Below are 23,949 nucleotides of genomic sequence, written 5' to 3'. Positions count from 1 at the left end.
GACGACGCGGCCCGGCGGGCGTCGTCCAATCACCGACGCCGTCGGTCGTTATGCGTCGAAGGCTGTCGGCAGCGGCGGCGTCGGCTCCCTGGAATGCCGCGGGCTTTCGCCAACTAAATGCACCCCTACGCGACGGCCGAGCCGTCAAGTCCGGCGCGAAGTCCGAACCACGGCTTACGGAGCCGGCTTCGACGTTCAACCAGGTCATCGGGTCGATCGCCGAGTTCACGATCGTTAAGTCGGTCGGCTCGGCGTCCGCCCTGAGCCTCCTAAAGGCGATGGCCGAAGGGACTCATCAGGCGACGCCGTCGACAGCTCCCGCGCCGATCCGGAAGAGTCGCCCGCCGACTTATAAGGGTCGAACCCAGAACGCCGTTACGCAAACTGAACCTGTGGCGAGGATTCGATTCAGGGCGGAAGCCCGGGCGGCCGCCGTGTCGTCTCGTTAAGCCAAGTCCTTTGAGTCGGGTCCTTACTGCGTCCGATAATGGCACCTAGGTTCGGCTTGGACGGAGTAGGGGGCCTGTTCGATGGACGGCCGCCTGCAACGCCCCCAGGCCGATCGTCCCAGCGGATGCGACGGCGGCTCGTCGAGCCGGCCGCCGGACCGACCTTCCCGCGCTTTCGAACGGCCAGGCGACCCGTATCTGCCGAAGGTGATCTCGGAAGGCGGGGCATGAAGAAGGGCGACCCCGGGGCCGCCCTTGCACCTCCACGTCGCATCGGCTCGGATCACGAACCCGGTCGAAACCTGCCCCTCAAGATGCTTATGCGTCGGTCGTTCCGGTTGGCCGTCACGACGTCGGCCAGGCCGTCGCCGTCCAGGTCGCCGACGGCGACCCCGGCCGGGCCCGCCCCCATCGCGATCGCCCGGCGGGCCCCGAACGTCCCGTCGCCGACCCCCCGGAAGAGGCTGATCGCCCCGTCGCCGAAGTCGGTCGCGACCACGTCCGGCACGCCGTCGCGGTCGAGGTCGGCGACGGCCGCGTTGCCGACGCCCGGCGCCGCATACGTCTTCTGGGGGGCGAACGTCCCGTCGCCCCGGCCCAGCAGCACGCCGATCGTCCCGTCGCCCGTGTTCGAGGCGACCAGGTCGGCCTTTCCGTCCCGGTCGAGGTCGCCGACGGCCAGGTGCGTGACGTTGTAGCCGAGGCCGAACGTCGTCGGGGCGGCGAACTCGCCGTCCCCGCGGTTCAGGAACACGTTGCCCTCGCGCGAGTCCCAGGTCGCCGAGATCAGGTCGGCCTTCCCGTCCGAGTCCACGTCGGCCGCCGCGACCCAGAAGACGCCCGAGGTCGTCCGACGGCTGACAACAGGCCTCAAAGTTCCATCCCCGTCGTTCAGCAATACGTTGACATATCCCGTATAATACTGGGACGTGGCCACATCCAGCCTGCCATCCCCGTTGAGGTCGACGACCGCCATCCCGGTCTGCGATTCACCGCCGCTCGGATAGGCGGCCCGGGGCGCGAAGGTGCCGTCGCCGCGGCCCTTCAGGACGCTCACCTGGCCTCCCCAGTTCATCGCCACGACGTCGAGCTTCCCGTCGCCGTCCATGTCCGCCAGCTTCGCCTGGTCGGCATGAAGGCCGCCGTCGTACCCGACCTTCGGCAGTAACGTGCCATCCCCCTTGTTCAGCAGGATGTTGAGCGACGGCTCACCGTCGTTATTGTGATTCGACACCAGTACGTCCGGCTTGCCGTCCGCGTTGACGTCGCCGATGTCGACCGAGATGTTCAGGTCTCCCGCTTCATAGGTCTCCAAACCCGTCGGCGTGGGAGTCGGCCTCGGGGGAGTCGGCGTGGGAGTCGGCCTCGGGGGAGTCGGCGTGGGAGTCGGCCTCGGGGGAGTCGGCGTGGGTATTGCAATGCGGACTGAAGTTCTGGGCCCATAGGCACCCTCGCCGACGCCCCGCGACGGAAAAGGCCTCGCATCGCCGTTTCGGGGCAAGAGGGGTCGCAGGGGAGGGAGGCCGTCGGAGGGCGCGAGCCAACCGGCCGGCACCCTGGCGTCTGTATTCTCGACGACCGCCTCGGATCTCGGCGTCGGACCGTCTGCGAGGGCGAGTCTCAGGCCGGACGAGGTCGCATAGGTCGCCAGCAGTCGACGATCTTCCAGGCCCTCCAGGACGCGGCCGGCGAAAAGCGTCCGACGACGGGCCGACGGTCGGATGCTTCGCTTCCCGCCTCGGAGTAGGTTCAGGAGATTCATGGGGCGTTCCCGTTCGGGGTTCAGGGTTCGAGTCCGGTCGCCGCGACTGGCGGCCCTCACCCCCCCATAAGCACCGTCCCTCCACGACATGCGCCAGCTCGGCCGATGTTTTTTCCGAGGCGATCGTGCGTCGGACGCAAGGCCGACGGACGGATGCATCGATTCGGCGGCGCTACGTCCGAACCCATTCACGACGCCGGCGGTGTCGCGCCCCGCGGGGCGACCCGACCGGGGCTCGCGAGGTCCCTCCGGGCGGGCGTAGGACGACCGTCGCCTCGAGCATGAGGACCGTAGGGTGGATCGAGCCGCGCGCGGATCGTCCCCGGACCACGGTCGGGGGCGGGACGGATCATGGTCGCGCGAAGACGTCCTCCGGGAGCCCCGGCGAGTCGAGCCGCCCCACCCGCGCCCGCCACTCGGCGGCCCGGTCCGGCTTGCCCCAACGCTCGTAGAGGTCCACGACCCGCCGGGCGTTCTCGGCCAGCCGGGGCCGGATGGAGGGTTCGACCAGCCGCTCGCGGTCCTTCATCTCCTGATAACCGGCCGTGATCAAGGGCTCGGCCCTGGCGTATTCCCCTCGCTTCATGTAGACGGCGCCCTGACGGGATTGGATGCCCCAACGCAGGCGGAACTCCGCCAAGTCCGGGGGCAGGTGCGGGATCGTCTCATCCCAGAGACGCTCGGCCTCGTCGTAGCGGCCGAGTTGGAAATGACAATCGGCCTCGAGCAGCCGCAGGCGATGGGGGATCACGTCGCGGGGGAGGTCGAGGCTCTCGTGATGCCGTTCGATGTCCTTCGAGATTTCGAGGGCTTCGGCCGCCCGCCCCTCGAGCGTGCAGATGGCCGCCCGTTGGTAGCGGGCCTCGTTCAGGAGCTCGCCCATGTCCTCCTCGCCCTCGGGGATCTGTCCGGCCACCTCGTCGACCAGCAGGCGGGCGTCGGCGAACTTCGACAGGCAGAGCCGCGCGGCCGCCAGCTGCAGCTTGGCCCGGAATTCCCTCTGCCGGATCCAATCGTCGCGTCCGAATCTGCGGCGGCGGTCCTCCACGAGCGCGACCAAGTCCTCGCAGTCCTTCTCGGCCTGCTCGAACCGGCCCGTCCACAACTCGCAATAGACGAGCGAAAATTTCACCTCGTCCATCAAGAGGAATCTCGACGTCGCGCTCAAATCGTCGCCGATCGAGGCCGCCACCGCCCGCAGCTCGGGGATCGCCTCGGCGGCGTTCGCGGGCGGGAGGGCGTCCAGCCGGACGACGAGGGATCGCAGCTGGAGGGTGAAGAGGTCGGCTTCGCCGAGTTCCACGCGGGCGCGCGCCAGGACGCGGCGCATCTCCGCCATGCCCTCCTCCCGCCGACCGAGATCCCACTGGGCGGCGCCCAACTGTCTCCGGTTCGCCAGGGTCAGGGAATGGCCCTCGCCCAGGAGTTCGACGCACTTCTCGACGACGTCCTTCCGAACGTCGATGGATTCTTCGAGGCGGCTCGTCTGGTACGCCTGCTGGGCGAGCTGGCCCTGGACGAGGATCGCGTCGTAGGAACGGGGGCCCGGGCCCGGCGGCCGGGACATCGCCTCGTAATTGCGGCCGGCGACCGCGTAAGCCTCCTGGAAATCCCCGGTCTGGTGATGGAGGGACCCGAGGACCGTCCTCGCCTCGTATACGGGCTCGTCCCACGGCCGGTAGCGGCTCTCCGCCAGCCTCAACGTCTCCCGCGCGAATTCGACCGTCCCGTCGAACCGCCGATTGTCGCCCAGATAAATGGCCAGGAGGCTGCGGGCGTGGAGCGTGAGCCCGTCGTCGCGGCCGAGCGTGCGCTCGCAGCGTCGGATGGTCTCTCGCGCATAGCGTTCCAGGCGGTCGTCGAACGGCCGGGGGATGCCCTCGTTGACCACCTCGGCCCGCGTCGCGAGCAGCTCGGGGTCGTCCGGATCGAGGAGTTCGTCCCCGATCCGCGCCGCCTCCGCCATCGCGTCGTGCGAGGCCGCGCCGTCGTTGTTGAGGGTGAGGCACGTCAGGCCCAGGGCGTAGAGGAGCCTGCCGCGCACCCTCGGCGGGATGGTCGCGCCGCCCCCGATCACGTCGCGGACGGCCCCGGTCATCAGGTCGGCCATCCTGGGGCCCGGCGCCCCCGCCGCGTCTCGGGCCGACTTCAGCTGGCGCAGCACCCTCGCCCGGAGGCCGTCGGAGACGGCCTCGTCGCCCTCGACCTTCTCGATCGCCCCGTCGAGCAGCTCTCCCACCCGGACGTTCTTCCGCCGCAGCTTCGGGTCGGGCAGGCGGAACAGGTCGATCAGGATGCGCGTGGTCGCCTCGGCCTCCTTGCGGGCGGCCTCCGACCGCGCCCTCGCCCTCGAGGCCGCGACGGCCATCGCGGCGCTGACCGCCGTCGCGGCCGCGAGGATCAGCGCGAGGCCGGCGGCCGCGGCCAGCGCCGCGCGATGCTTGCGGGCGAACTTGCCCAGCTTGTAACGCGAGGACGGCGGGCGGGCCTCCACCGGGTCGCCGTCGAGGTGTCGGCGGACGTCCCGGGCGAGCCCGGCCGCCGAGTCGTAGCGGCGCGACCTCTGCTTCTCCAGCGCCTTCATCACGATCCAGTCGAGGTCGCCGCGGACGATCCTCGTCAGCCGCGCCGGCTCGACGCCGCGGACGGCGGACAGGGAGGCCAGCTTCTGCGACGACTCCGAGATGCGCGTGCTGGGCCGGGGCGGCTCCTCCTCGCGGATGCGGAGCAGGATCGCGGCGACGGCCGCCCCCACGAGGCCGTCGCGCTCCAGGGGGGTGCTGCCGGTGAGCAGCTCGTACAGGATCACCCCGAGCGAGTAGACGTCGCTCCGCGTGTCTACGTCCAGGCCGCCGACGTCGGCCTGCTCGGGGCTCATGTACTGGGGCGTGCCGACGAGCGCGCCGAACTGCGTGAACATCGTCCGCTCGGTCAGCCGCTGCTCGATCGCCTTGGCCACGCCGAAGTCGATCACCTTGGGCGTCGGTCGGCCGTCGACCGTCGCGACCAGGATGTTGGAGGGCTTCAGGTCGCGATGGACGACCCCCTTCTGGTGTGCGTGCTGGACCGCGCCGCAGACGGCCGTGAACAATTTCAGCCGCTCCTGGAGCGAGAGCCCGGCCTCGTCGCAGAATCGGGTGATGGGGACGCCCGCGATCAGCTCCATCACGAAGTAGGGCCGGCCCGCGTCGGTGGCGCCTCCGTCGAGGATCCTGGCGATGTTGGGATGATCCATCAGGGCGAGGGCCTGCCGCTCGGCCTCGAACCGCGCCACGACCTGGCCGGTGTCCATGCCGGCCCGGATGACCTTCAGGGCGACCCTGCGACGCACGGGCCTCTCCTGCTCGGCCATGAAGACCACGCCCATCCCCCCCTCGCCGATGACCTGGAGGAGCTTGTAGGGCCCGATGCGCGACCCGATCCCCGTCCGCGACGCCTCGGCATCGACCGCCGCCCCCGGGGGAGCGTCGGCGTCGGGGGACGCCCCGGTGGTCGGGGAGTCGACGAAGCCGCCGGCGGCTTCGTGGGCCCGCAGCAGGGCCTCCATTTGGGCGCGCAGCGCCGGGCCGCCGTCGCACGCCTCGTCGAGGAAGGCGTCCCGACCCGGGCCGGGGGGGAGGTCGACGGCACCGAGGAATATCGAGCGGAGATCGCGGGGGGGCATCGAGGCCTCTAGAGTTTGAGGAGGGATCCCCCGAGTAAGCCCCGTCCGGGCCGCGGGTGCGCCAAGATTCCGGGCGTCAGCCCGCCGGGTCGGGCGGGTTCAAGGCCACGAAGAGCCAGGACCGGGCGAAGGCCCACAGGCGGTCGGCCGAGCGCCGGGGCATGCCGAGCGTCCTGGCCGACTCTCCCAGCCCCAGGCCGGCGAAGAGGCGGAGCTTGGCCAGCTCGGCGGCGCCGGGGTCGACCTGCGTCAGCCTCTCCACCGCCTCGTCGAGGGCGATCAGGTCGTCGGGCGGGGCGTCGTCGTCCAGGAGGTGCTCCAGCGCCAGGGGCTCGCGACGTCGCGTCCCCCCCCGCTTTAGGCGCCTACGGTCGCGGGCGCGATCGATCAGGATGCGACGCATCGCCTCGGCGGCGGCGGCGTAGAAGTGCCGGCGGTCGTTCCAGGGCCGGGGGTCGTCGGGCCCCACCAGCCGCAGGTACGCCTCGTGCACCAGGGCGGTGGCCTGGAGGGTCTGCCCGGGCGACTCGCCCGCGAGGCGGCGCGAGGCCAGGGCGCGGAGCTCGTCGTAGACGAGGGGGAGCAGCTCGCGGGCGGCCTTCGGGTCGCCGCCGCCGATGGCATCGAGGATCTGCGTGACGGCCTGGCGTTCGCCCATGAGGATGACGTCCGTCGCCGCGTCCGGCCCCGGCGTCGGGCCGCCGGCCAGTGCCGGCATGCAATTATGTTTGCGGACTCGCGAGGCCGCGGCAAGGCGTTTCCCGAAGTCCCCCGTGATCGCGATGGACCCGGACCCCTCGGCGCACGGCCGACGCGGACCGGGCTCTCGATCGGGTGCGGGGCCGACGGCCCGCCCGGGACGCGAGGCCGGCTTAGCGACTCAGGCGGGCTCGCGCGACCCGGGCCGGCGCGCCTTCAGTAAGCGTCCGCGCCCACGACCTCTCCGCCCGCCCTGCTGCCGAGATGCTGATACACCCCGAACCTCGTCCCGGGGGCGAAGGTGACGCCGACTTCGACGTTGCCAGCGACCCCCACCGGGATGCCGTTGCCGTCGACGGCCATGGTGTCGATCGAGTCCTTGAGGAACCGTACCGATCCGTCGCACATCGCGAAGTTCGCGCCGCCCCCGTGCAGGCTGGAGGCCGCCCAGAGTTGCGCCGTGTAGCCGTAGTAGCCGGCCGGGTCTGGGGCGATGGTCGGGTTGATCGGGAACGCCGTCAGGAAATGGTTGTCGCACATCCAGCCGTCGGACCACCAGTGGTACTCGTCGGGCCCGGGGATCGTCAGTCGCGCGTGGGCCCGCTCGCAGAACATGAGAGTGTTGCTCGCGCCGTCCGCGATCTCCGCCCGGCGGACGCGGCTGTCCACGAAGAACACGCCGTCGCACTGCCGGTTGTGGAGCGGCATCCTCGCGATCTCCGCGGCCGACGCCGGATATCGATAGACCATCCCCGAACAGCCGGCGTACGAGGAGATGTTCGTCATCGACGGCCCTACGGCGTCGATCAGCCAGTAGAGGGCGGGCTTCGGCCCGCCGGCCGCGTGGTCGCTCGGGCAGGAGAGGACGGCCACCCTCGTGGCGATGGCCGTCGCGTTGTCGCAGTAGTTGATCGACCTGTCGAAGTTGAACGCGTCGAAGAGCGGCTTCTGCTCCAGGAAGGGCAGCAGCGCGACGAAGACGCTGTGGCCGTCGAGGACGGCCTGGGGGAACCTGGCGTCCGTGCGGACGGGGTTCCCCATCGGATAGCAGCCCACCTGATGCTCGTATCCGGCCGCCGCCAGGGCGAGCTGCTTCAGGTTGCCGACGCATCCCATCCGACGGGCGGCCTCGCGCGCCGCCTGGACGGCCGGCAGCAGCAGGGCGACCAGCACGCCGATCACCGCGACGACCACGATCGCCTCGATCAGGGTGAACCCTCGGCAGGGTCGTCCTCCGGCCATCCTCGTCCCCCGCCCTCTTTCTAGATGGCGGCCCCATGTCCACGGCCGAATTCGGAGCACTCAACGAAGCATGCAGCGGTTCTACCAAAGTTCTCGTCCCACCGGATTGCCACGGCATTCGAAGACGCCCTGATCCAAAGGCCTGACCCGCGAGCGTCCGGCGCGCTCGTGAATACGCCGCACCAGTTCCGGCCCTCGGCGGATAGCCGGGCGTAAGGGGTCGGCGCGATCGAATGGACCGACGACTGCGAGAAGTCTTTCTCGATCGACGGCGATGCCACGAGCGCCGGTGCTGCGTCCTCGGCCGGGTCCCACTTCGGCGACAGCCGGCAGGCAGGCTGTTGGAAGGACGACCGGGACTACGGCGTCATCGACCCCACGTTCGCCCTGTAAGAAGCTATCCGGTAACCAATCCCTGGTTTTCGCGGTATTTGAAGGGCGCGGGCGGATCGTATAGATCGGGTTCCAACGTCCGGAGCATGCGATGGATCGACCCGAGCATGATCATCGCCTCGGACGAGATCTCCAGCCGCTCGTAGTCGCGGCTGTTGCGCCGCGAGCGGCCGATCCAGGCGAACGTCCGCTCCACGACCCAGCGTTTCGCGACGTGGACGAACCCGACCGAGCCGGGCGGCCGCTCGACGACTTCCACGACGTACGCCCCGATCCTTCGCCCGTCCGCCAGCCAGCGGTCCAGCGCGTGGTTCCGGTACTTGGCGTCGCCCCGCACGGCCTCCAGCCGCGTGCACTGCCCGGCGGTCAGGCGGGCCAGCACGCGCGGGGCCCACGTCCCGTCGTCGAGGTTCGCCGCCGAGACCAGCACGGCCAGCAGCAGGCCCAGCGAGTCCACGACGATGTGACGCTTCCGGCCCGACGGCTTCTTGCCGCCGTCGTAGCCCCGAGTCCCGCCCACCTCGGCCCCCTTGACCGTCTGGCTGTCGATGCAGCCGACCTTGGGGGCCGGGTCGCGGCCGGCCGCCTCGCGGACCCGCCGCCGCAGGGCCTCCTGGACCCGCTTCCAGGTGCCGTCGTCGCGCCAGCGGGCGAAGTGGTCGTAGACCGTGCTCTTCGCCGGCAGGTCGTGCGGCAGCATGTCCCACTGGCAGCCCGAGCGGTTCAGATAAAGGATCGCGTCGACGACCTCGCGCATGTCAATGATCCGCGGCCGCCCGTCCGTATTGATCGTGATCATGGGCTCCAGGATCGCCCATTGCTCGTCGGTCAGATCCGAGGGATAGGGCTTGCGCACGCGGGTCGTCCTTGGGGCGGCGGGTCGTCGGGGCGTCCTTCCACCCCAACAACGTACGGCCCTGGAGTCTTACCGGATAGCCTCTGAGAGGGCCGGCGCCGCGATCCTCCGACGTTTGGACGTCCCGACGCTCAAGCCCCAGGCCGTCGCGAACGATGATCCTTCCAGGAATGGGGATAAGGCCGATGCGACGGATCGCGTTCGTGAACCTCAAGGGCGGTGTCGGCAAGTCGACCTGCGCGGCGACCATCGCCGTCGGGCTGGCGAAGCGCGGCCGGCGCGTGCTGCTGATCGACGCTGACGCGCAGGGGCATGCGACCTGGACGGTGACGCGAGGGCAGGGGGGCGGAGACGTCGGCTTGGGCGAGGTCCTCCTGCGCCACGCCGCCGCGGTCGACGCGATCCGGCCGACGCCCACCGAGGGGCTCGACGTCCTGCCGGCCGGATCTTCCCTCGGCGGGGCGAACATCGCCCTCGCCCAGGAGCTCGGGCGGGACACGCGCCTCCGGTCGGCCCTGGTCGACGTCCGCGGGTACGACGAGGTCCTCATCGACTCGGGCCCGTCGCTCAACCTGTCGACGATCAACGTCCTGACGGCGGCCACGGAAGTCGTCGCTCCGGTCGACGCCGCGATGTACGCGGTGCTCGGCCTGGTGGACCTCAGGCGGGCCGTGGAGGAGATCCGCGACGCCTACAACCCCGGGCTCAGGCTCGCCGGCCTGGTGTTGTGCAAGGCCCGCAAGGACGCCACCAGCCGCGATGTGGAACGTCAGCTCCGCGAAACGTTCGGCGGGCTGGTCCACAAAGCCACGATCCCGCTCTCAGCCGCCATCGAGGCCGCCCACGCCCGCGGCCTGACGATCCTAGACCACGCGCCGAAGTCGCCCGCCGCGACGGCGTTCGAAGCCCTGATCGACGAGGTGCTTTCCCATGGCCGATCCGAAGAAACCGAGCATGCTCGCCGGGGTCCTGGAGCGCGAGAAGACGCAGCCTAAGCCGTTCGAGCCCGAGGTCGAGGAGATGGCCGAGGCCGAGCCGAGCCCGTCGAAGGGCAGGGGGGGCGCCGCGTCCGCCAAGGCCCGCGCCGCCGCCTCGTCGGCGAAGCGAATCAAGCCGCGGACCATCCACCTGCCCGACGACCTGTTCGAGCGGATCCTGGTGCAGTCACACCGCCGCGGCCGGACGATCTCCGAATACGTCGCGGCCCTTCTGGACCGCCACGTCCCAGACCATCGCGTGGTGCGGTCGTCGGGGTCGTCCGAGTCGGAAGACGCGGCGTGACCGATTCGATCGGAAGGAGGGCGGCTTGATCGCTTATCGCGACTTTCAGCAGAAGCTCGCCCGGCCGGGATTCTTCGGCCTCGGGAAGGACGCCGAGTCGATGACGTTCGACCAGGCCGTCGAGGCCGCGAACGACTGGATCGCCTCGGCGGGGATCCGCGTGCTCAACGTCGAAACGATCTCACTGTGGGAAGGCGGCCTCTTTCGTCTCCGAGTCTGGCACGAGGGGGAAGACGCATTGAGCGGAGAATAGCCGCTGGCGACGATGATCTCAGACGAAGAAAGCCGGAGCCCGCGAGGGCACCGGCCTGCTTTATTTCTATCGCGCGGGGCAACGCCCTCGAGCAGATCGGCTGGCCCTCAGGGGACATCCAACCAGACGTCACAGGTGCGTTGACTTTAAGGGATGTAGGCTATTTGAGGATCAGGGGGATTGTAGCGAGTTTAATAAGCATAGGGTGGCTACAATGGGGCGCGCACCCACAACCCCCAGAGGTCAACCATGAATGCGCGCCCCGAGCTGATCGACATCACCGACGCCTCGTCCGAACAGCCCGCCACCCTGGCCTTCGTTTCTCGGCCGGCGGCCGCCGCACCCCAGGCCGGCGGCCGGCGGTGGTGGGGCGGCAGCCCCCCGGCCCCCGCACCTCCACCGCCCGCGGCCGTCCCCGAGGCGGACGCATCCGAGCAGGCCTGGTGGAGCGAGCTGACGACCGTGGAGGTCGATTCGACGGTGTTGCCCGTGGAGGTCTACTTGCGACACGACGTCCCGCCCCAGCCCCACCCGGGGATCGACGCCCGCTGGCTCCCCGGCCGCCGCCTCTGGGTGGCGATCCGCATGGGGGCCAGCCGGCTCCTCGGCCGCTGAGCCGCCGCGCGAGACTCGCGCTCGTAAAATCCCGCCTCGCCGGCCCTTGGTTTCGTGGGACGTCGGTGCGTCCAACCTCGCGTTACATCCGGCCTCGCCCGCCGAGGTCGTCGCGTCGATATTCGACAGCATTAGGATCGCGACCCTTCGCCGCCGCCTATATTTCTCGCGGCCCACATGGGCTCCCGCGTCCCCGGCGAACTCCGAACAAGGGGGATGCGGGGCGTCGCGGGCGTCGTCGAGAACCGTCAAGCGGGGACCGGCGGCGCCCGCGACGCGCCCCGTCGCGGGTCGGTGCGTGGGCCGGACGGACGTCGATCCTCGGGCCGACGCCCGTCGTCGCAGTCATCCCTCGGAAGCGTCCGGAACGTTCGGATTCCGGTTGACTCCGAGCGTTCCGTCGTGCATAGGTCATCCGGCCCGCCTGGGCCTCCGAGGCCTCGTCGACCTGCCGGCGGACGAGGCCCGGAGCACGGGGAGGGCGTCGCCGAGAACCACCCGCGGGGACCGGCGTCCCTCCGTGCGAAAGCCCGCCCGACGCACGGGGCGGTACAACTCGGGGGCCGCGACGGTCCTCACGGCCTCGGTCGCAGCGGGTCGTGATGGTGCGAGTCGTCGCCGGTTCCTCCGGCGCGGGCCCGCCGGCCCGAACCCCGCATGAGCAGGCACGGCGCGTCGGGCTGCATCGCCCGCATCCGTTCCATCTGCTCGGTTCGGCGAGGCCGGCGTCCGACCGGATGCAGCGTCGGGCTTCATCTCGGCACCACCACGAGCTGGTCGCACCTGCGGCCGCCGCCGTCGATCCATGAGACGGCGATGGCCCTCGGCCTCTCCACCTCGAACGCCAGGATCAGGTCGCGGGAGTCGGAAGCCCCTTCCTCCAGCGACGAGAACCCGGGCCGGCCGGGGGCCCAGCAGGCATGCCCCTGCGCCGGCTTCCCATCGATGGAGACGGCGATCGATCTCGCGACGCCGGGTCCATGGTTCGCGACCGCGATCCTCCAGGTGTCGCGGTCCACCTTGATGATCCTGGCGTCGACGCTCATACGTCCTCCACGCATTCGACCGGCTGCAACGTCCGGCGGCGGGACCACGACCCGGCCCCACGCGGCCCGGCGGCGACCTCGATCATTTCGGCGACTTCCTCGGGCGCATGGTCCACGGCGACGGCACCGCCCGATTCGACGAATGCGGGCCGGCCTCGGGCGTCCTCGAGTCGGACAAACATGACGACGCCTCGTCGGTTCGGGTTCGAGTGCAGATTCCAGACGACCGAGGTGCGCGCGACGCCGCCGGCCCTCGCGGCTTCGCAAGACGACCGGCGGCGTTCTCAGGGCGAGTCAGGGGAAGCGGCGACGGTTCCGAACCGTCAGCCGCGATTAGGTGTCGACGCCGACCCCTGCCACGGCTACACGGTACGCCGACCTCCATATGTTAATCAAGCAAATTATCATAAATTCAAGCTTAATATTAATCGATCCCCGAAATGTTTGGTCGTCGCCGGCCCCGATCCGCGAAGTTTAAAGCGTGAATTGGTTCATGATTTGCTTATTTGGAAATAAGTCGAGTTGATAATAAATATGATCGTCACTCAAGGACGGCACGACATGATCTGTCCCGAACTGGAACGGGAGGACGCCGCCCGGCTGGAGGAGATGTGGCGCATGAAAACGGCGAAAGGGGCCTTCCGGCGCGTGTCGGCGAGCGTGGAAAAGCCGGTGCCGACGCCCCCGACGACGCCCGAGCCCTCCTCCGAGCCGACGCCCGAGCCCGCCGGCGAGCCGACGCAGGGAGACCCCTCCCCCGAGGCCGAGACGACCGAAGTGCGGCGCACGTGGGGCCGGCAGGTGGGCCGGCTGGACATACCCGCGTTCGACGTCGACGACGTCGGCGAGCGGGTCAGGAAGCGGCGGGACCACAAATGGACGCCGAAGGACGGAGCCTGACGAAAACTTGCGGACTTCAGCTTCCGCCCTCGGTCCGCCGACGCTCCACGGCCGCGATGACGCGGCCCTCGGTCGACCCCGGATGGGCGGCCGCGCGGTCGCGCGCCGCGCGTCGAGCTCGGCCTTCGCCGCGGCGTGCGGCTTCTCGGCGGGGCCTCGGCCTCGGACGTAGGCCTTCCGGACGTCGGATGTCGGGTCGTGGAAGACCCACCCGTACGCGCGCCCGATCCCCGCCTCCGCCCGCTCAGGCGTGTCGTCGATGATCCCCTCGACGGTCGTCGTCGCGTTCATCGCCTCGCCCATCGTCGACGGGCTGGACCCCGCCTCTCGCATGAGCATCATGAAGGACCGCCTCATCTGAAGCGGCTCCGCGTCGGCGGCCTCTCCCGTCGAAGCGGCGGCGCGGGTGCCTGGACCTGCCCCCCATGAGTGCCGCGTCCGGCGAACGACGCCAGGATTCGCAGCGCGTCCAGCCGAATGTGACGGGCGATGCGTGGGACGTCGGCGCGTGCGACGAGACCGAGGGCTATCGGCCCGCCTTCCACATGGTCCGGCCGTGAGCGCGATCATGGTCGTCGATCCACGAGACGCCGACGGTCCTCGGCCGCTCCGTCCCGAGCACCCAGATCAGGTCGCGGGAATCGGAAGCCCCCTCCGCCAGCGACGAGAACGCCGGCCGGCTGGGGCCAGCAGGCATGCCCCTACGCCGGCTGACCATCGAATGAGACGGTGAACGACCTCGCGACGCCGGGCCATTGGTTCTCGATCACGAGTTTCCAGGCGTCGCGGGCCGCCTCGACGTCCGGCGGAGCCGTGTGCTCAGGTCACCGCGGGGCCCGGGCGGATCGGGACGCGGCCACGGCGGCCTCGATCATCCCGGCGACCTGCTCGACCGTGTGGTCCATGGCGACCTGGGCGCCGCCGAAGGGCGCGACGGCGTCCGATTCGACGAATATGGGCCGGCCTTGGGCGTCCTCGAGTCGGACGAGCATGGCGACGCCTCGTCGATTCGGGTGCGAGTCCGCGGCCCAGGCGACTGAGGTGCGCGCGACGACGCCGGCCCTCGCGGCGTCGCAAGGGTCCCGGCGGCGGGCCGGCCCTCCTCGAAGCCTGCGGCATTCGACAACTGCATGACCGCGACCTCGTCGGCCCCGGGGATCACGTCGATCACGGTCCACCTCCTGCAGCCGTAGCAGACGCCCAGCATGCGGTCGGGGTTGCCGCAGTCGGGTTGATGGACGTCGAGGGGTTCCTCGCAGGTGGGGCATGGGAATCCGCGGCCCCCCTCGCGCGGGACGGCCAACCTCAGGACGGCCAGCGAGACCACGACCGTCCGGGCGTCTTTGGACATGCTCCCCAGCTTTCAGGGTGAAGGGTGGAGGCTCTCGGCCTTCGGATCCGGCCCACGCGCGTCCGTCGCTCCGCCTCGTCGCCGCCAGGCACGTCGCCCCGACGCCCTTGAGCAGCCGGCCCGGCCCCGCCCCATGGGACCCCGTCGCAGCCGCCCGGCGACGGCGGTCTTCCCGGCGTCGATCCCGTTCGACGGGTAGGACCCGTCGGCGTGAAACCGTCCCCCGACCGCGCGTCGAAATTTATTCATTAAACAAAATATTTTGATCCCAAAAACATTAAATACGAATTCGCTTCAGGATGCAAGGGAAATGTCCGCTAGCGTGCATTACGCCGCGACGGCCCCGTCGACGCCGCGATCGATCGAGGCCCCCGGCCCGCCGACGTGGGATCCGGACCCGGCCGCGACTCGTCCCGACGCGGATTCCTAGACGTCGCCGAGGAGGGCGAGGACGGCGTCGAAACTCGCAGGCTTCACGAGGTGGTGGTCGAACCCCGCTTCCTTCGAGCGGTCTCGCGCCTGGGGTTCGCCGTAGCCGGAGACGGCGATCAGGACGGAACCTTTGCTCGACTCCAGCCCTCGAAATGCGGACGCCAGCTCATATCCGTTCATACCCGGGAGGCCGATGTCGAGGAGCATCACCTCCGGCAGGAAATCACGGGCCACGTCGAGGGCGGATTCGGCGGAGTGGGCGACGCGGGCGTCATGGCCGGAGAGTTTGAGCAGCATCGCCATACCGTCCGCCGTGTCCACGTTGTCATCGACGACGAGCACGCGGAACCGTCGGGCCGTCGAAGCCTCGGGTTCCTCATTTGCCTCGGACGCGGCCTCGGTCCGGGCTTCAGAGGCGGGAAGTCGGACGACGAACTCGCTCCCCTCGCCGGGGCCGTCGCTCGTCGCGGTGACGTTGCCGCCGTGGAGCTCGGCCAGCGACCTGACGAGCGTGAGCCCGATGCCGAGCCCGCCCTCCGAGCGGTCGAGCGAACGGTCGGCCTGGGTGAAAAGGTCGAACATCCGCGGGAGCAGCTCGGGAGCTATGCCGAGGCCGTCGTCCCGCACGCGAAACACCACGTCGCCCCCTTCGACGCCGACGATGAGCTGGATGTGCCCTCCGGCCGGCGTGTATTTGGCGGCGTTCGTGAGGAGGTTGACGAGGATCTGCTCCAATCGGGTGGAGTCGGCTTCGAGCTTCAAGTCGGTGGACGTGAACGAGAGCAGAAGCTCGTGCTTCCGTTCTTCGACGATGGGTTTTACGGCCGCGACGGCATAGAGGGCGACCTGTGCCGCATCGATGAGTTCCTTGCGGAGCAGGATCTTGCCCTCGGTGATCCGGGCGACGTCCAGGAGGTCGTTGATGAGGTGGGAGAAGTTGCCGACCTGCCGGGCGGTCACGTCCCGGCTCCACTCGAGGTCTTCCCTCGAACCGGAGCGGGATGCGACTTCCACGGCGTTCCGCACGGCCGCGAGCGGGTTCCTGAGCTCGTGGGCGAGCATCGCCAGGAACTGATTCTTGTGCAGGTCGGCTTCCGCGAGTTTGACGGCGGTCGCCTCCGCCTTGGTCCTCGCCGCTTCGGCCTCCAGCAACATGGCTTCGCGTTCCCGATCGAGTCGTCTGCGTTCGGTGACGTCGGCGATGGCGAGGAGGATGAGGTCCCACTTTCCTTCGGGGGGGAAGCGTCGGGCGTTGAGCAACATCGTCTTCCGGCCGACGTCCTCGAAGTCGTGCTCCACTTCGAAGTCGTTGAACGTGCTGTCGCGAGGGATGACTTCTTCGAGCAAGGTCCTGAGCGCCGGGATGTCCCACTGCCCATCGCCGAGGTCGTAGATGAACCGACCCTCGGTCTCGGAAGGTGCGACCCGGAAGGTCTCGTAAAAGGAACGGTTGGCCGACTTGACGTGGAGATCGGCGTTCAGGACGAGGAGCGGCTCCCGCACCGTGCTGATGATGCTCTCGGCGAAATTCCTGGCCGTGTCGACGAGGTGTTCATTCAACCTGCGTTCCGTGACGTCTCGAAACACCATGACGACGCCGACGAGCTCGCCGCCTTCGCCCCAGACGGGGGCTGCACTGTCGTCGATGGCGAGCTCCCGCCCGTCGCGGGTGATGAGCAGCGTGTGGTTCGCGAGGCCGCGGACGAGGCCCGTGTCGATGACCTTCCTCACGGGCTGCTCGCTGGGCTTTCGCGTCTCCTCGTTGACGATGCGAAAGACGACTTCCAGGCGTTGGCCGGCGGCCTCGGCCGCCGACCATCCGGTGAGCGATTCGGCCACCGGGTTCATGTATGTCACCACGCCGTCGGGGTCGGTGGTCAGGACGGCGTCGCCGATGGCGGAGAGCGTCACCTGATACCATGAAGCTTTCGAACCTGACGGATTCTCTTCATGCTCCGAAGCCGTGTTGGTCATAAAATATATGGATGTTCTGGATTCGAGGCGTTCCGGGGAGTGTTCTGGTCGTCGAATCCCCATCTTCGGACTTCAAGCAGTCGTAAGCAAGCCGGGCCGACGTCGCCCGAGTTCGCGAAGTCGATGTTCGTCGAACTCCTTCAGGAGGAAATCTCGAAGAGACGAGGCCCGATTTCCGGTATGTCGCGACACTCTGGGTCGATGAGGTCGATGGCGTTTCGCGGCACGCACAATCGCTGCAATCGGACTATAATTCCAGGAATGAACATAACGCCCATTATCAGACCCACGCGAGGTCCACGCCCTCCATCTCCAGCGAACCCAGCTTGGCCCTCCCGGCGGCCCGAGCCGGTGATGCGTGGTAAGATCCATCGATCGGAGGTTCTTAGTCGGCCGCTCCGGAATCCCCGAGCCGAATCCCCGACGCCTGCGAGGATATGCTGGCTTCGGCCGGCCCACGACCTCATGATGATTGGCGAACTACGACGTGCGGCGACATTGCGGGCCCGTCTTCGCGATGCACCCGCCGCGCCGAGAGGACGAGAATCTCCGACGATCAACCACGATGCCGTCCGCGGCCGTCGCGACGGACGTCCGTCGCATGGAAGCCCGGCCCCGAGATGAGGATCGTCCCATCGCGCCCGACCCCCGACGCTGTCGAGACGTCTTCCTGGCGGCCGTGGAACATCTAGATCCCGCGTCCCGGCGCGATTTCCTGGACCGCGAGTGCTCGACGGACGCTGCGCTGCGACGGCGGGTCGAGGACTTGCTCCAGTCGCACGACCGACCGGAGGACGGCGACGGTCGGGCGGCCGCGACGAGCGACGCCGTCACGATGGATCACGCCGCGACGCCGCCCGGCGAGACGGCCTCGGCCTTCGGTCGGACGGCCTCGGTTCCGACGATGGAAGGCCCCGGGGCCCGCATCGGCCCCTACAAGCTGCTCCAGCCGATCGGCGAGGGGGGCATGGGCGTCGTCTACATGGCCGAGCAGGAGATTCCGGTCCGCCGCAGGGTCGCCCTCAAGATCATCAAGGCGGGCATGGACAGCGCCCAGGTCGTCGCCCGGTTCGAGGCCGAACGCCAGGCGCTCGCCATGATGGACCACCAGAGCATCGCCCGCGTCCTGGAGGCCGGGGCGACGGAGGGCGGCCGCCCCTATTTCGTGATGGAGCTGGTCAACGGCGTCCCGATCACCCAGTACTGCGACGAGGCCGCGCTCGACCCCCGCGAGCGGCTCGAGCTGTTCATCCCCGTCTGCCATGCGGTCCAGCACGCCCACCAGAAGGGGGTCGTCCACCGCGACATCAAGCCTTCGAACATCCTCGTGACCCTCTACGATGGCGAGCCGGTCCCCAAGGTGATCGACTTCGGGATCGCCAAGGCCGTCGACCGGCGGCTCACCGAGCGCACCATGTTCACCGAGTTCGGCTCGATCGTGGGCACGCTCGAATACATGAGCCCCGAGCAGGCCGAGATGAGCGCGCTGGGGGTCGATACGCGCAGCGACGTCTATTCGCTCGGCGTCCTGCTCTACGAGTTGATGACCGGGAGCACCCCGCTGGAGAGGGCCAAGCTGGCCCAGGCGGGCTACGTCGAGATCCTCAAGCGGATCAAGGAGGAGGAGCCGCCCAGGCCCAGCACCCGCCTCAGCAGCTCGGGGGACCGCCTGCCCGCGATCTCGGCCATGCGGAGGACCGAGGCGACGAAGCTCTCCAGGCTGATGCGCGGCGAGCTGGACTGGATCGTCATGAAGGCGTTGGAGAAGGACCGCTCGCGACGCTACGAGACGGCCGACGGCTTCGCCCGGGACGTCCGGCGCCACCTCGACGGCGACCCGGTGGAAGCCTGCCCGCCCTCGGCCTCCTATCGGCTGCGGAAGTTCGTGGGCAGGCACAGGACGGCGCTGGCGGCCGTCTCGGCCTTCTCGACCCTCCTGGCGATCGGGAGCGTGTTGAGCGCCTGGCAGGCGATCCGGGCCACGCGGGCCGAGGCCGCGGCCAAGGCCGAAGGCGAGAAGGCGGGTCGGTCGGCGGAGGAATCCAGGGCGGTCCTGAGGTTCTTCCAGGATCAGGTGTTGGCGGCGACCCGCCCGGAGGGCGTGGAGGGCGGGCTGGGCAAGGACGTGACCATCCGCCACGCCCTGGACGCCGCCGAGCCGACGATCGCCGCGGCGTTCCGGGACCAGCCGGCCGTCGAGGGATCCCTGCGGCAGGTGCTCGGCCAGACCTACGATTACCTGGGGGAGTCGAAGCTGGCGATCCGTCAGCATGAGCGCGCGGTGGACGTTCGCAAGGCCCTCCTCGGCCCCGACCATCCCGCGACCCTCGACAGCCAGAGCGACCTCGCCGAAGCCTACAGCGTCGCGGGCGATCTGGTTCGGGCCCTCCCCCTGTTCGAGCGGACCCTCGCATCCCAGTCGGCCGTGCTGGGCCCGGACCACCCGGACACTCTCAACACCCAGTACAACCTGGCCCACGCGTACCGGTCCTCCGGCCGGATCGACCTGGCGACGACCATGCACGAACGGACGCTGACCGCGAGGAGGGCGACGCTGGGACCCGGCCACAGGCATACGCTCTGCAGCGAACACGACCTCGCCGGCACCTATCTGATGGCCGGCCGGGTCGACCGGGCCATCCCCCTCTTCGAGCGCAACCTGGCGGCCTGGACGGCGAAGTTCGGCGCCGACCACCCCGACGCGCTCGGCTGCCGGAGCAGCCTCGCGGGCGCTTACATGGCGGCCGGCCGGAACGAGCTGGCGATCGCGCCGCTCGTCGAGTGCCTGGCGATCCAGGCGAGAAAGCTGGGGCCGAGCCATCCCCAGACGATCTACTGCCGGGACAGCCTCGCCAAGGCTTACATGGCGACCGGCCGGCACGACCTCGCGATCCCCATCCTCGAGGCGGCGTTGGACGCCCGGACGAAAGATCCGGGCCCGGACGATCCCGTCACGCTCGGCCTTCGGCACGAACTCGCCTTCGCACGACGGGCGACCGACCGCGTGGACCTCGCGGTCCCGCTGTGGGAGCGGACGCTCGACGGCATGCGGGCGACGCTCGGCCGCGATCACCCCGACACGCTCAACGTCGAGAACAGCCTCGCCGCCGCCTACATCGACCAGGGCGATTCCGCGCGGGCCGAGCCGATGCTCCGCGAGGCGCTCGCGGGGCGGCGGCGAAGACTCGGCCTCGATCACCCGCACGTGGCCGGCACCCTCGCCATCCTCGGCGGCATGCTGGCGGACCAGCGGCGGTGGGCCGAGGCCGAGCCGCTCCTGCGGGAGAGCCTGGCGATCCGGGACGTCAAGACGCCGGACGACTGGAACCGCTTCCATACGCAGAGCCTGCTCGGCGGCATCCTGCTCGGTCGGGAGGAGTATGCAGCGGCGGAGCCGCTGCTCCTCTCCGGCTGCGAGGGGATGAAATCCCGCGAGGCGGAGATCCCCGCCTGGCTCTGGAATCGGCTGGACCAGGCGGTCGGACGGGTCGTGCAGCTTTACGCGTCGACCGGCAGGGAGGAGCAGGTCCCCGCGTGGCGGGCGAAGCTCGATGGGCTCCCGGGCGAGGCCGCATCCCATCCTTGACGAAGCGCCCGTTCGGCGTGGCGATTCCCGCGGCCTCTACGCCAACCCTCGAGAGGTTCGAGAGCGTCATCCTGGAGACCTTCGATTCCTCCAGGCCGCATCCACACTACCAGACATAAAGGGCGTTATGTCCGGTAATCGGACTCCGGCAGGGGGCTTGTTTAATCCTTGCCGTGACTCCCCATGTGTGACATGATGGCTAGACTGGCTAGCTATCATGGAGGCACCCGATGACCTGGAACTTGGCCGACGCGAAGAACCGATTGAGCGAGGTCGTCAACCTCGCCCTCTCCGAGGGGCCGCAGACCATCACTCGCCGGAAAGACGCCGTGGTGGTCATCTCGGCCGAGAAGTATGCGGAGCTGACCGGCCAGCGTCAGAGCTTCAAGGAATTCCTCATGGGCGGGCCGTCCTTCGATGGGCTCGACCTGGAACGCGACCGGAGCCCCATGCGGGACGTCGAGCTGTGAAGGTGCTCCTCGACACCTGCACCATCGCCGAGCTGCGGAAGCCGAAGCCCGACGCCGGGGTGGTCGCGGCCGTCTCGGCGGTCCCTGACGAGAAGCTCTTCCTGAGCGTCGTCTCGGTGGGAGAAATCGTCAAAGGCATCGGACTGCTCGCGGCCGGCAAAAAGCGAACCGAGCTGACCGCGTGGCTCGCCGCCCTGGAGGGTTAGTTCTCCGAACGCATCGTCCCCATCGACGTCGAGACCGGCAAGATCTGGGGCGAGCTGTCGGCACGGGCCCAGAAGAAAGGGCTCATAGTCCACGCGGCCGACGGGCTCATCGCCGCGACCGCACTCCGCCACGGCCTGCACGTCATGACCAGGAACGAGGGCGATTTCAAGGCGAGCGGCGTCCGCCTCCTCAATCCGTGGCGGGACGCGTAGAACCTTGTAAGGAGATGGGCGATGTCTGAATCCACGACCGACTCCGCTCGCCCGTTCCTGACGCTCGACCTCCCCGAGGCCGAGGTCGTCTTCCACCCATCCTTCTTCCCCACGGACGCAGCGGACCGACTCCTCCGGCAGCTCGTCGAGACGACGCGATGGCGGCAGGACTCGATGAAGATGTTCGGCGAGCTGAAGCCGCTGCCCCGCCTCACCGCGTGGTACGGCGATGCGGGGGCCCGCTACGTCTACTCGGGCATCGTGAACGAGCCCCTGCCCTGGACGACGGCCCTGGCCGAGGTCAAACACGCCGTGGAAGCCGCCGTGGGCGTGTCCTTCAACGGCGTCCTCCTCAACCGCTATCGAGACGGCCGGGACGGCATGGGCTGGCACGCGGACGACGAGCCTGAGTTCGGCGAAGACCCCGTCATCGCCTCGGTCAGCTTCGGCGGCACGAGGAACTTCCAGCTCAAGCACAAGCGGCGGAAGGAGCTGAAGGCGAGCGTCGAACTGACGCACGGCAGCCTCCTCGTCATGCGAGGCGGGACGCAGGCGAATTGGCTGCACCAGATTTCGAAGACGGCGAAGCCCGTGGAAGAGAGGCTGAATCTCACGTTTCGGCATCTGGTGACCCGGGCCGAATGAGTCCCCTCGAACGAGTCGACATGGTGAGGCGGTCAGGCCCCGACCTCGCGGGGAGTCAGCCGAGCGAGCAGCTCGGACAGGGATTCGTAGTCCACGGGCTTGATGAAATGGTGGTCGAATCCGGCCTCGCGGGAGCGGCGGCGGTCCTCCTCCTGGCCGTAGCCCGAGATGGCGATTAACAAGGCTCCCGCCCCGTCGCCCCTGAGCCGTCGTGCCACCTCGTAGCCGTCCATGCCGGGGAGGCCGATGTCCGAGAGCACCGCGTCCGGACGCACGGAGCGTGCGAGCTCGACGGCCGAGGGCCCGTCGTAAGCCGTGGCCACTTCGTGGCCGGAAGCCTCCAGGAGCATCGCGAGTCCCAGGGCCGCGTCGGGATTGTCCTCGACGACGAGCAGCCGCAACCCCCGCCTCGGGAGGGCCGTATCCCCTCGGTCGGCGTCGGCCTGCGAAACGTCGTTCGCCTCGGCGGCGGGGAGCCTGACGACGAATTCGCTCCCCTTCCCCTCGCCGTCGCTCCGGGCCGAAATCTCCCCGCCGTGCAGCTCGACGAGCCACCGGGACAGGGTGAGCCCGACCCCGAGCCCGCCATCGGAGCGGTCTATCGACCGGTCGACCTGGGCGAAGAGCTCGAAGACGCGGGGGAGCATCTCCGGCGTGATGCCGATTCCGCTGTCGCTCACCGTCACCACGACCTCTCGGCCGCCCGTCCCCATGACCGAGATGAGGCCGCCGTCGTCGGTGTACTTGGCGGCGTTGGTCAGCAGGTTGACGAGCACCTGCTCGAGCCTGGCCGCGTCGCCGAAGACGGCCATCTCGCCGGGCGCCATCGCGATGGTCAAGGAGTGCTTCTTGCGGTCGACGAGCGGCCTGACGACGTCCACGGCCCCGCCGACGACGCGTTTCAGGTCGAGCCGCTCCTTCCGGAGCCGAATCTTCCCCTGGGCGACTCGCGACACGTCGAGCAGGTCGTCCAAGAGCCTCGCCAATCGGCCCGCCTGGCGTCGGATGACGTCGCGACACCACCGAGACCGGCCGTCGTCGCCGTCGGCGACGAGCAGGAGTTGCGATGCGTTGTCGATGGCCGCCAGCGGGTTCCTGAGCTCGTGGGCGAGGATGGCGAGGAACTCGCTCTTCCTGCGGGCGGCCTCCGCCAGGGCCTCCGCGTCCCGCTTCTCGCGGGTCATGTCGCGGAAGATTTTCAGGTAGCCGACGACGGCCCCCGCGTCGTCCTTGAGCGGCATCATCAGGCCGCTGCCCCAGAATCGGCTCCCGTCCTTCCGCACGTGCCACCGCTCGTCGTCGCCGCTGCCCCGCTTCAGGGCGTCGTGCATCTCGCCCCTGGCCGCGTCCGCCTCGTTGTCCTCCGGCGTGAAGAAGATGCGGCAGTCCCGGCCCAGGATTTCGCCTTCGTCGTAGCCGAGGAGGCGGACGGCCCCCGAGTTCCAGCCGTCCACGCGGCCCTCGAGGTCGGTCGTGAAGATGGCGAACTCGGTGGCACTCTCGACGATGTGGCGGAACTTCTCGTCGGCTTCGCGGGCGGCGTCCTCGGACCGCTTGCGGTCGGTGACGTCGCGGAAGTTGGCGACCACGACGCCGACGCCCGCCGAGTCGAGCTGATTGGTGGAGACGGTCTCAATCCATCGCCAGGCTCCGTCTCGATGCCGCACCCGGATGACGGCGGTCTGCGAGCCGCCGGGCCGCTCGAGCAGCTCCGAGAATCGGGCTTCCGCCTCCCGTCGCTCGTCGGGATGCACGACATCGAAGGCGCCCAGCTCCGCGAACTCCTCGGGCGTGTACCCGAGCACGCGAGCGATGCCGGGGCTCACGTAGGAGACCCGGCCGTCGGGCTCGATGGTGGCGAGGGCGTCGAGGCTGTGCTCGACGAGCATCCGATATCTATCCGCGTCCGAAC

20 protein-coding genes are annotated in these 23,949 nt (G+C 69.3%); 11 read left to right on the top strand and 9 right to left on the bottom strand.

The genetic code is table 11. From position 1 onward, the window contains the following. Window positions 1-732 precede the first annotated feature (732 nt). The 5 genes from PZE19_RS31650 to PZE19_RS31630 form a co-directional block, all read right to left on the bottom strand. Window positions 733-1,764: an FG-GAP repeat domain-containing protein gene (locus PZE19_RS31650; RefSeq protein ID WP_277864672.1), complete on the bottom strand. Its 1,032-nt coding sequence runs from the start codon at window positions 1,762-1,764 to the stop codon at window positions 733-735. A 796-nt stretch (window positions 1,765-2,560) separates the two neighbouring features. Next, window positions 2,561-5,875, bottom strand: a complete 3,315-nt coding sequence (locus PZE19_RS31645) for a serine/threonine-protein kinase (RefSeq protein WP_277864671.1) — start codon at window positions 5,873-5,875, stop codon at window positions 2,561-2,563. A gap of 76 nt (window positions 5,876-5,951) precedes the next feature. Further along, entirely contained in the window at window positions 5,952-6,533 is a 582-nt protein-coding gene (locus PZE19_RS31640; RefSeq protein ID WP_368411429.1) for an ECF-type sigma factor, read from the bottom strand. A gap of 257 nt (window positions 6,534-6,790) precedes the next feature. Next, a complete protein-coding gene (locus tag PZE19_RS31635) occupies window positions 6,791-7,816 on the bottom strand; it encodes a DUF1559 domain-containing protein (protein WP_277864669.1) in 1,026 nt (341 codons plus the stop codon). A gap of 397 nt (window positions 7,817-8,213) precedes the next feature. After that, a complete protein-coding gene (locus PZE19_RS31630; RefSeq protein WP_277864668.1) occupies window positions 8,214-9,065 on the bottom strand; it encodes an IS5 family transposase in 852 nt (283 codons plus the stop codon). A 185-nt stretch (window positions 9,066-9,250) separates the two neighbouring features. Between PZE19_RS31630 and PZE19_RS31625 the strand changes: the two genes are divergently transcribed. The 4 genes from PZE19_RS31625 to PZE19_RS31610 all read left to right on the top strand — a co-directional run bounded on the left by PZE19_RS31625 (window position 9,251) and on the right by PZE19_RS31610 (window position 11,214). Continuing rightward, window positions 9,251-10,060, top strand: a complete 810-nt coding sequence (locus PZE19_RS31625) for a ParA family protein (protein WP_277864667.1) — start codon at window positions 9,251-9,253, stop codon at window positions 10,058-10,060. Then, window positions 10,020-10,346, top strand: a complete 327-nt coding sequence (locus PZE19_RS31620) for a hypothetical protein (protein ID WP_277864666.1) — start codon at window positions 10,020-10,022, stop codon at window positions 10,344-10,346. The genes PZE19_RS31625 and PZE19_RS31620 overlap by 41 nt, the downstream gene beginning before the upstream one ends. Window positions 10,347-10,371: 25 nt before the next feature. Then, a complete protein-coding gene (locus tag PZE19_RS31615) occupies window positions 10,372-10,599 on the top strand; it encodes a hypothetical protein (RefSeq protein WP_277864665.1) in 228 nt (75 codons plus the stop codon). Window positions 10,600-10,848: 249 nt separating this feature from the next. Continuing rightward, the gene (locus PZE19_RS31610; protein WP_277864664.1) at window positions 10,849-11,214 is read left to right on the top strand and encodes a hypothetical protein; all 366 of its coding nucleotides are present in this window, start codon (window positions 10,849-10,851) and stop codon (window positions 11,212-11,214) included. 752 nt (window positions 11,215-11,966) lie between these two features. On the opposite strand, the gene PZE19_RS31605 is transcribed toward PZE19_RS31610, so the two are convergent. After that, window positions 11,967-12,260 (bottom strand): hypothetical protein, encoded by a 294-nt coding sequence (locus tag PZE19_RS31605; protein ID WP_277864663.1) that lies wholly within the window; start codon window positions 12,258-12,260, stop codon window positions 11,967-11,969. A gap of 561 nt (window positions 12,261-12,821) precedes the next feature. Here PZE19_RS31605 and PZE19_RS31600 point away from each other — a divergent pair. Together PZE19_RS31600 and PZE19_RS31595 are read left to right on the top strand one after the other, a co-directional pair. Continuing rightward, window positions 12,822-13,160: a hypothetical protein gene (locus tag PZE19_RS31600; RefSeq protein WP_277864662.1), complete on the top strand. Its 339-nt coding sequence runs from the start codon at window positions 12,822-12,824 to the stop codon at window positions 13,158-13,160. Window positions 13,161-13,585: 425 nt separating this feature from the next. Then, window positions 13,586-13,720 carry a hypothetical protein gene (locus PZE19_RS31595; protein WP_277864661.1) on the top strand — a complete coding sequence of 45 codons (135 nt, stop codon included), beginning with the start codon at window positions 13,586-13,588 and terminating at the stop codon, window positions 13,718-13,720. A gap of 264 nt (window positions 13,721-13,984) precedes the next feature. On the opposite strand, the gene PZE19_RS31590 is transcribed toward PZE19_RS31595, so the two are convergent. Beyond that, window positions 13,985-14,152 carry a hypothetical protein gene (locus tag PZE19_RS31590; protein WP_277864660.1) on the bottom strand — a complete coding sequence of 56 codons (168 nt, stop codon included), beginning with the start codon at window positions 14,150-14,152 and terminating at the stop codon, window positions 13,985-13,987. Window positions 14,153-14,937: 785 nt separating this feature from the next. Continuing rightward, window positions 14,938-16,854 (bottom strand): hybrid sensor histidine kinase/response regulator, encoded by a 1,917-nt coding sequence (locus tag PZE19_RS31585; RefSeq protein ID WP_277864659.1) that lies wholly within the window; start codon window positions 16,852-16,854, stop codon window positions 14,938-14,940. Between the two features lie 628 nt (window positions 16,855-17,482). Here PZE19_RS31585 and PZE19_RS31580 point away from each other — a divergent pair. From PZE19_RS31580 to PZE19_RS31565, 5 genes are all read left to right on the top strand, one after another. Further along, window positions 17,483-20,503 (top strand): serine/threonine-protein kinase, encoded by a 3,021-nt coding sequence (locus PZE19_RS31580; RefSeq protein WP_277864658.1) that lies wholly within the window; start codon window positions 17,483-17,485, stop codon window positions 20,501-20,503. 230 nt (window positions 20,504-20,733) lie between these two features. Continuing rightward, window positions 20,734-20,973, top strand: coding sequence for a type II toxin-antitoxin system prevent-host-death family antitoxin (locus PZE19_RS31575; protein ID WP_277864657.1), 240 nt, complete (start codon window positions 20,734-20,736; stop codon window positions 20,971-20,973). Beyond that, window positions 20,970-21,179, top strand: a complete 210-nt coding sequence (locus PZE19_RS31570; protein ID WP_277864656.1) for a PIN domain-containing protein — start codon at window positions 20,970-20,972, stop codon at window positions 21,177-21,179. Before PZE19_RS31575 ends, PZE19_RS31570 begins: the two co-directional genes overlap by 4 nt. 12 nt (window positions 21,180-21,191) lie before the next feature. Beyond that, complete coding sequence (locus PZE19_RS33320; RefSeq protein ID WP_368411428.1) at window positions 21,192-21,392, top strand: PIN domain-containing protein; 201 nt, start codon at window positions 21,192-21,194, stop codon at window positions 21,390-21,392. Between the two features lie 21 nt (window positions 21,393-21,413). Continuing rightward, complete coding sequence (locus tag PZE19_RS31565) at window positions 21,414-22,037, top strand: alpha-ketoglutarate-dependent dioxygenase AlkB family protein (protein WP_277864655.1); 624 nt, start codon at window positions 21,414-21,416, stop codon at window positions 22,035-22,037. Between the two features lie 32 nt (window positions 22,038-22,069). Here PZE19_RS31565 and PZE19_RS31560 read toward each other — a convergent pair whose 3' ends face one another. Continuing rightward, window positions 22,070-23,926 (bottom strand): PAS domain-containing hybrid sensor histidine kinase/response regulator, encoded by a 1,857-nt coding sequence (locus tag PZE19_RS31560; RefSeq protein WP_277864654.1) that lies wholly within the window; start codon window positions 23,924-23,926, stop codon window positions 22,070-22,072. Window positions 23,927-23,949: the final 23 nt, after the last annotated feature.

It is taken from the genome of Paludisphaera mucosa (assembly GCF_029589435.1).
In the GTDB taxonomy this organism is placed as follows: Bacteria; Planctomycetota; Planctomycetia; order Isosphaerales; family Isosphaeraceae; genus Paludisphaera; species Paludisphaera mucosa.
Note: the sequence above shows the minus strand (reverse complement) of the source record. Positions and strands in the feature narration are given on the sequence as shown.

Excerpts from the sequence above, each read along its gene's own strand:
- PZE19_RS31600 (WP_277864662.1), top strand. The coding sequence starts at position 12,822 with ATGATCTGTCCCGAACTGGAACGGGAGGACGCCGCCCGGCTGGAGGAG.
- PZE19_RS31640 (WP_368411429.1), bottom strand. The coding sequence starts at position 6,533 with ATGGGCGAACGCCAGGCCGTCACGCAGATCCTCGATGCCATCGGCGGC.
- PZE19_RS31595 (WP_277864661.1), top strand. The coding sequence starts at position 13,586 with ATGAGTGCCGCGTCCGGCGAACGACGCCAGGATTCGCAGCGCGTCCAG.
- PZE19_RS31620 (WP_277864666.1), top strand. The coding sequence starts at position 10,020 with ATGCTCGCCGGGGTCCTGGAGCGCGAGAAGACGCAGCCTAAGCCGTTC.
- PZE19_RS31560 (WP_277864654.1), bottom strand. The coding sequence starts at position 23,926 with ATGCTCGTCGAGCACAGCCTCGACGCCCTCGCCACCATCGAGCCCGAC.
- PZE19_RS31565 (WP_277864655.1), top strand. The coding sequence starts at position 21,414 with ATGTCTGAATCCACGACCGACTCCGCTCGCCCGTTCCTGACGCTCGAC.
- PZE19_RS31635 (WP_277864669.1), bottom strand. The coding sequence starts at position 7,816 with ATGGCCGGAGGACGACCCTGCCGAGGGTTCACCCTGATCGAGGCGATC.
- PZE19_RS31645 (WP_277864671.1), bottom strand. The coding sequence starts at position 5,875 with ATGCCCCCCCGCGATCTCCGCTCGATATTCCTCGGTGCCGTCGACCTC.
- PZE19_RS31605 (WP_277864663.1), bottom strand. The coding sequence starts at position 12,260 with ATGAGCGTCGACGCCAGGATCATCAAGGTGGACCGCGACACCTGGAGG.
- PZE19_RS31610 (WP_277864664.1), top strand. The coding sequence starts at position 10,849 with ATGAATGCGCGCCCCGAGCTGATCGACATCACCGACGCCTCGTCCGAA.
- PZE19_RS31625 (WP_277864667.1), top strand. The coding sequence starts at position 9,251 with ATGCGACGGATCGCGTTCGTGAACCTCAAGGGCGGTGTCGGCAAGTCG.
- PZE19_RS31580 (WP_277864658.1), top strand. The coding sequence starts at position 17,483 with ATGCCGTCCGCGGCCGTCGCGACGGACGTCCGTCGCATGGAAGCCCGG.
- PZE19_RS31590 (WP_277864660.1), bottom strand. The coding sequence starts at position 14,152 with ATGCTCGTCCGACTCGAGGACGCCCAAGGCCGGCCCATATTCGTCGAA.
- PZE19_RS31575 (WP_277864657.1), top strand. The coding sequence starts at position 20,734 with ATGACCTGGAACTTGGCCGACGCGAAGAACCGATTGAGCGAGGTCGTC.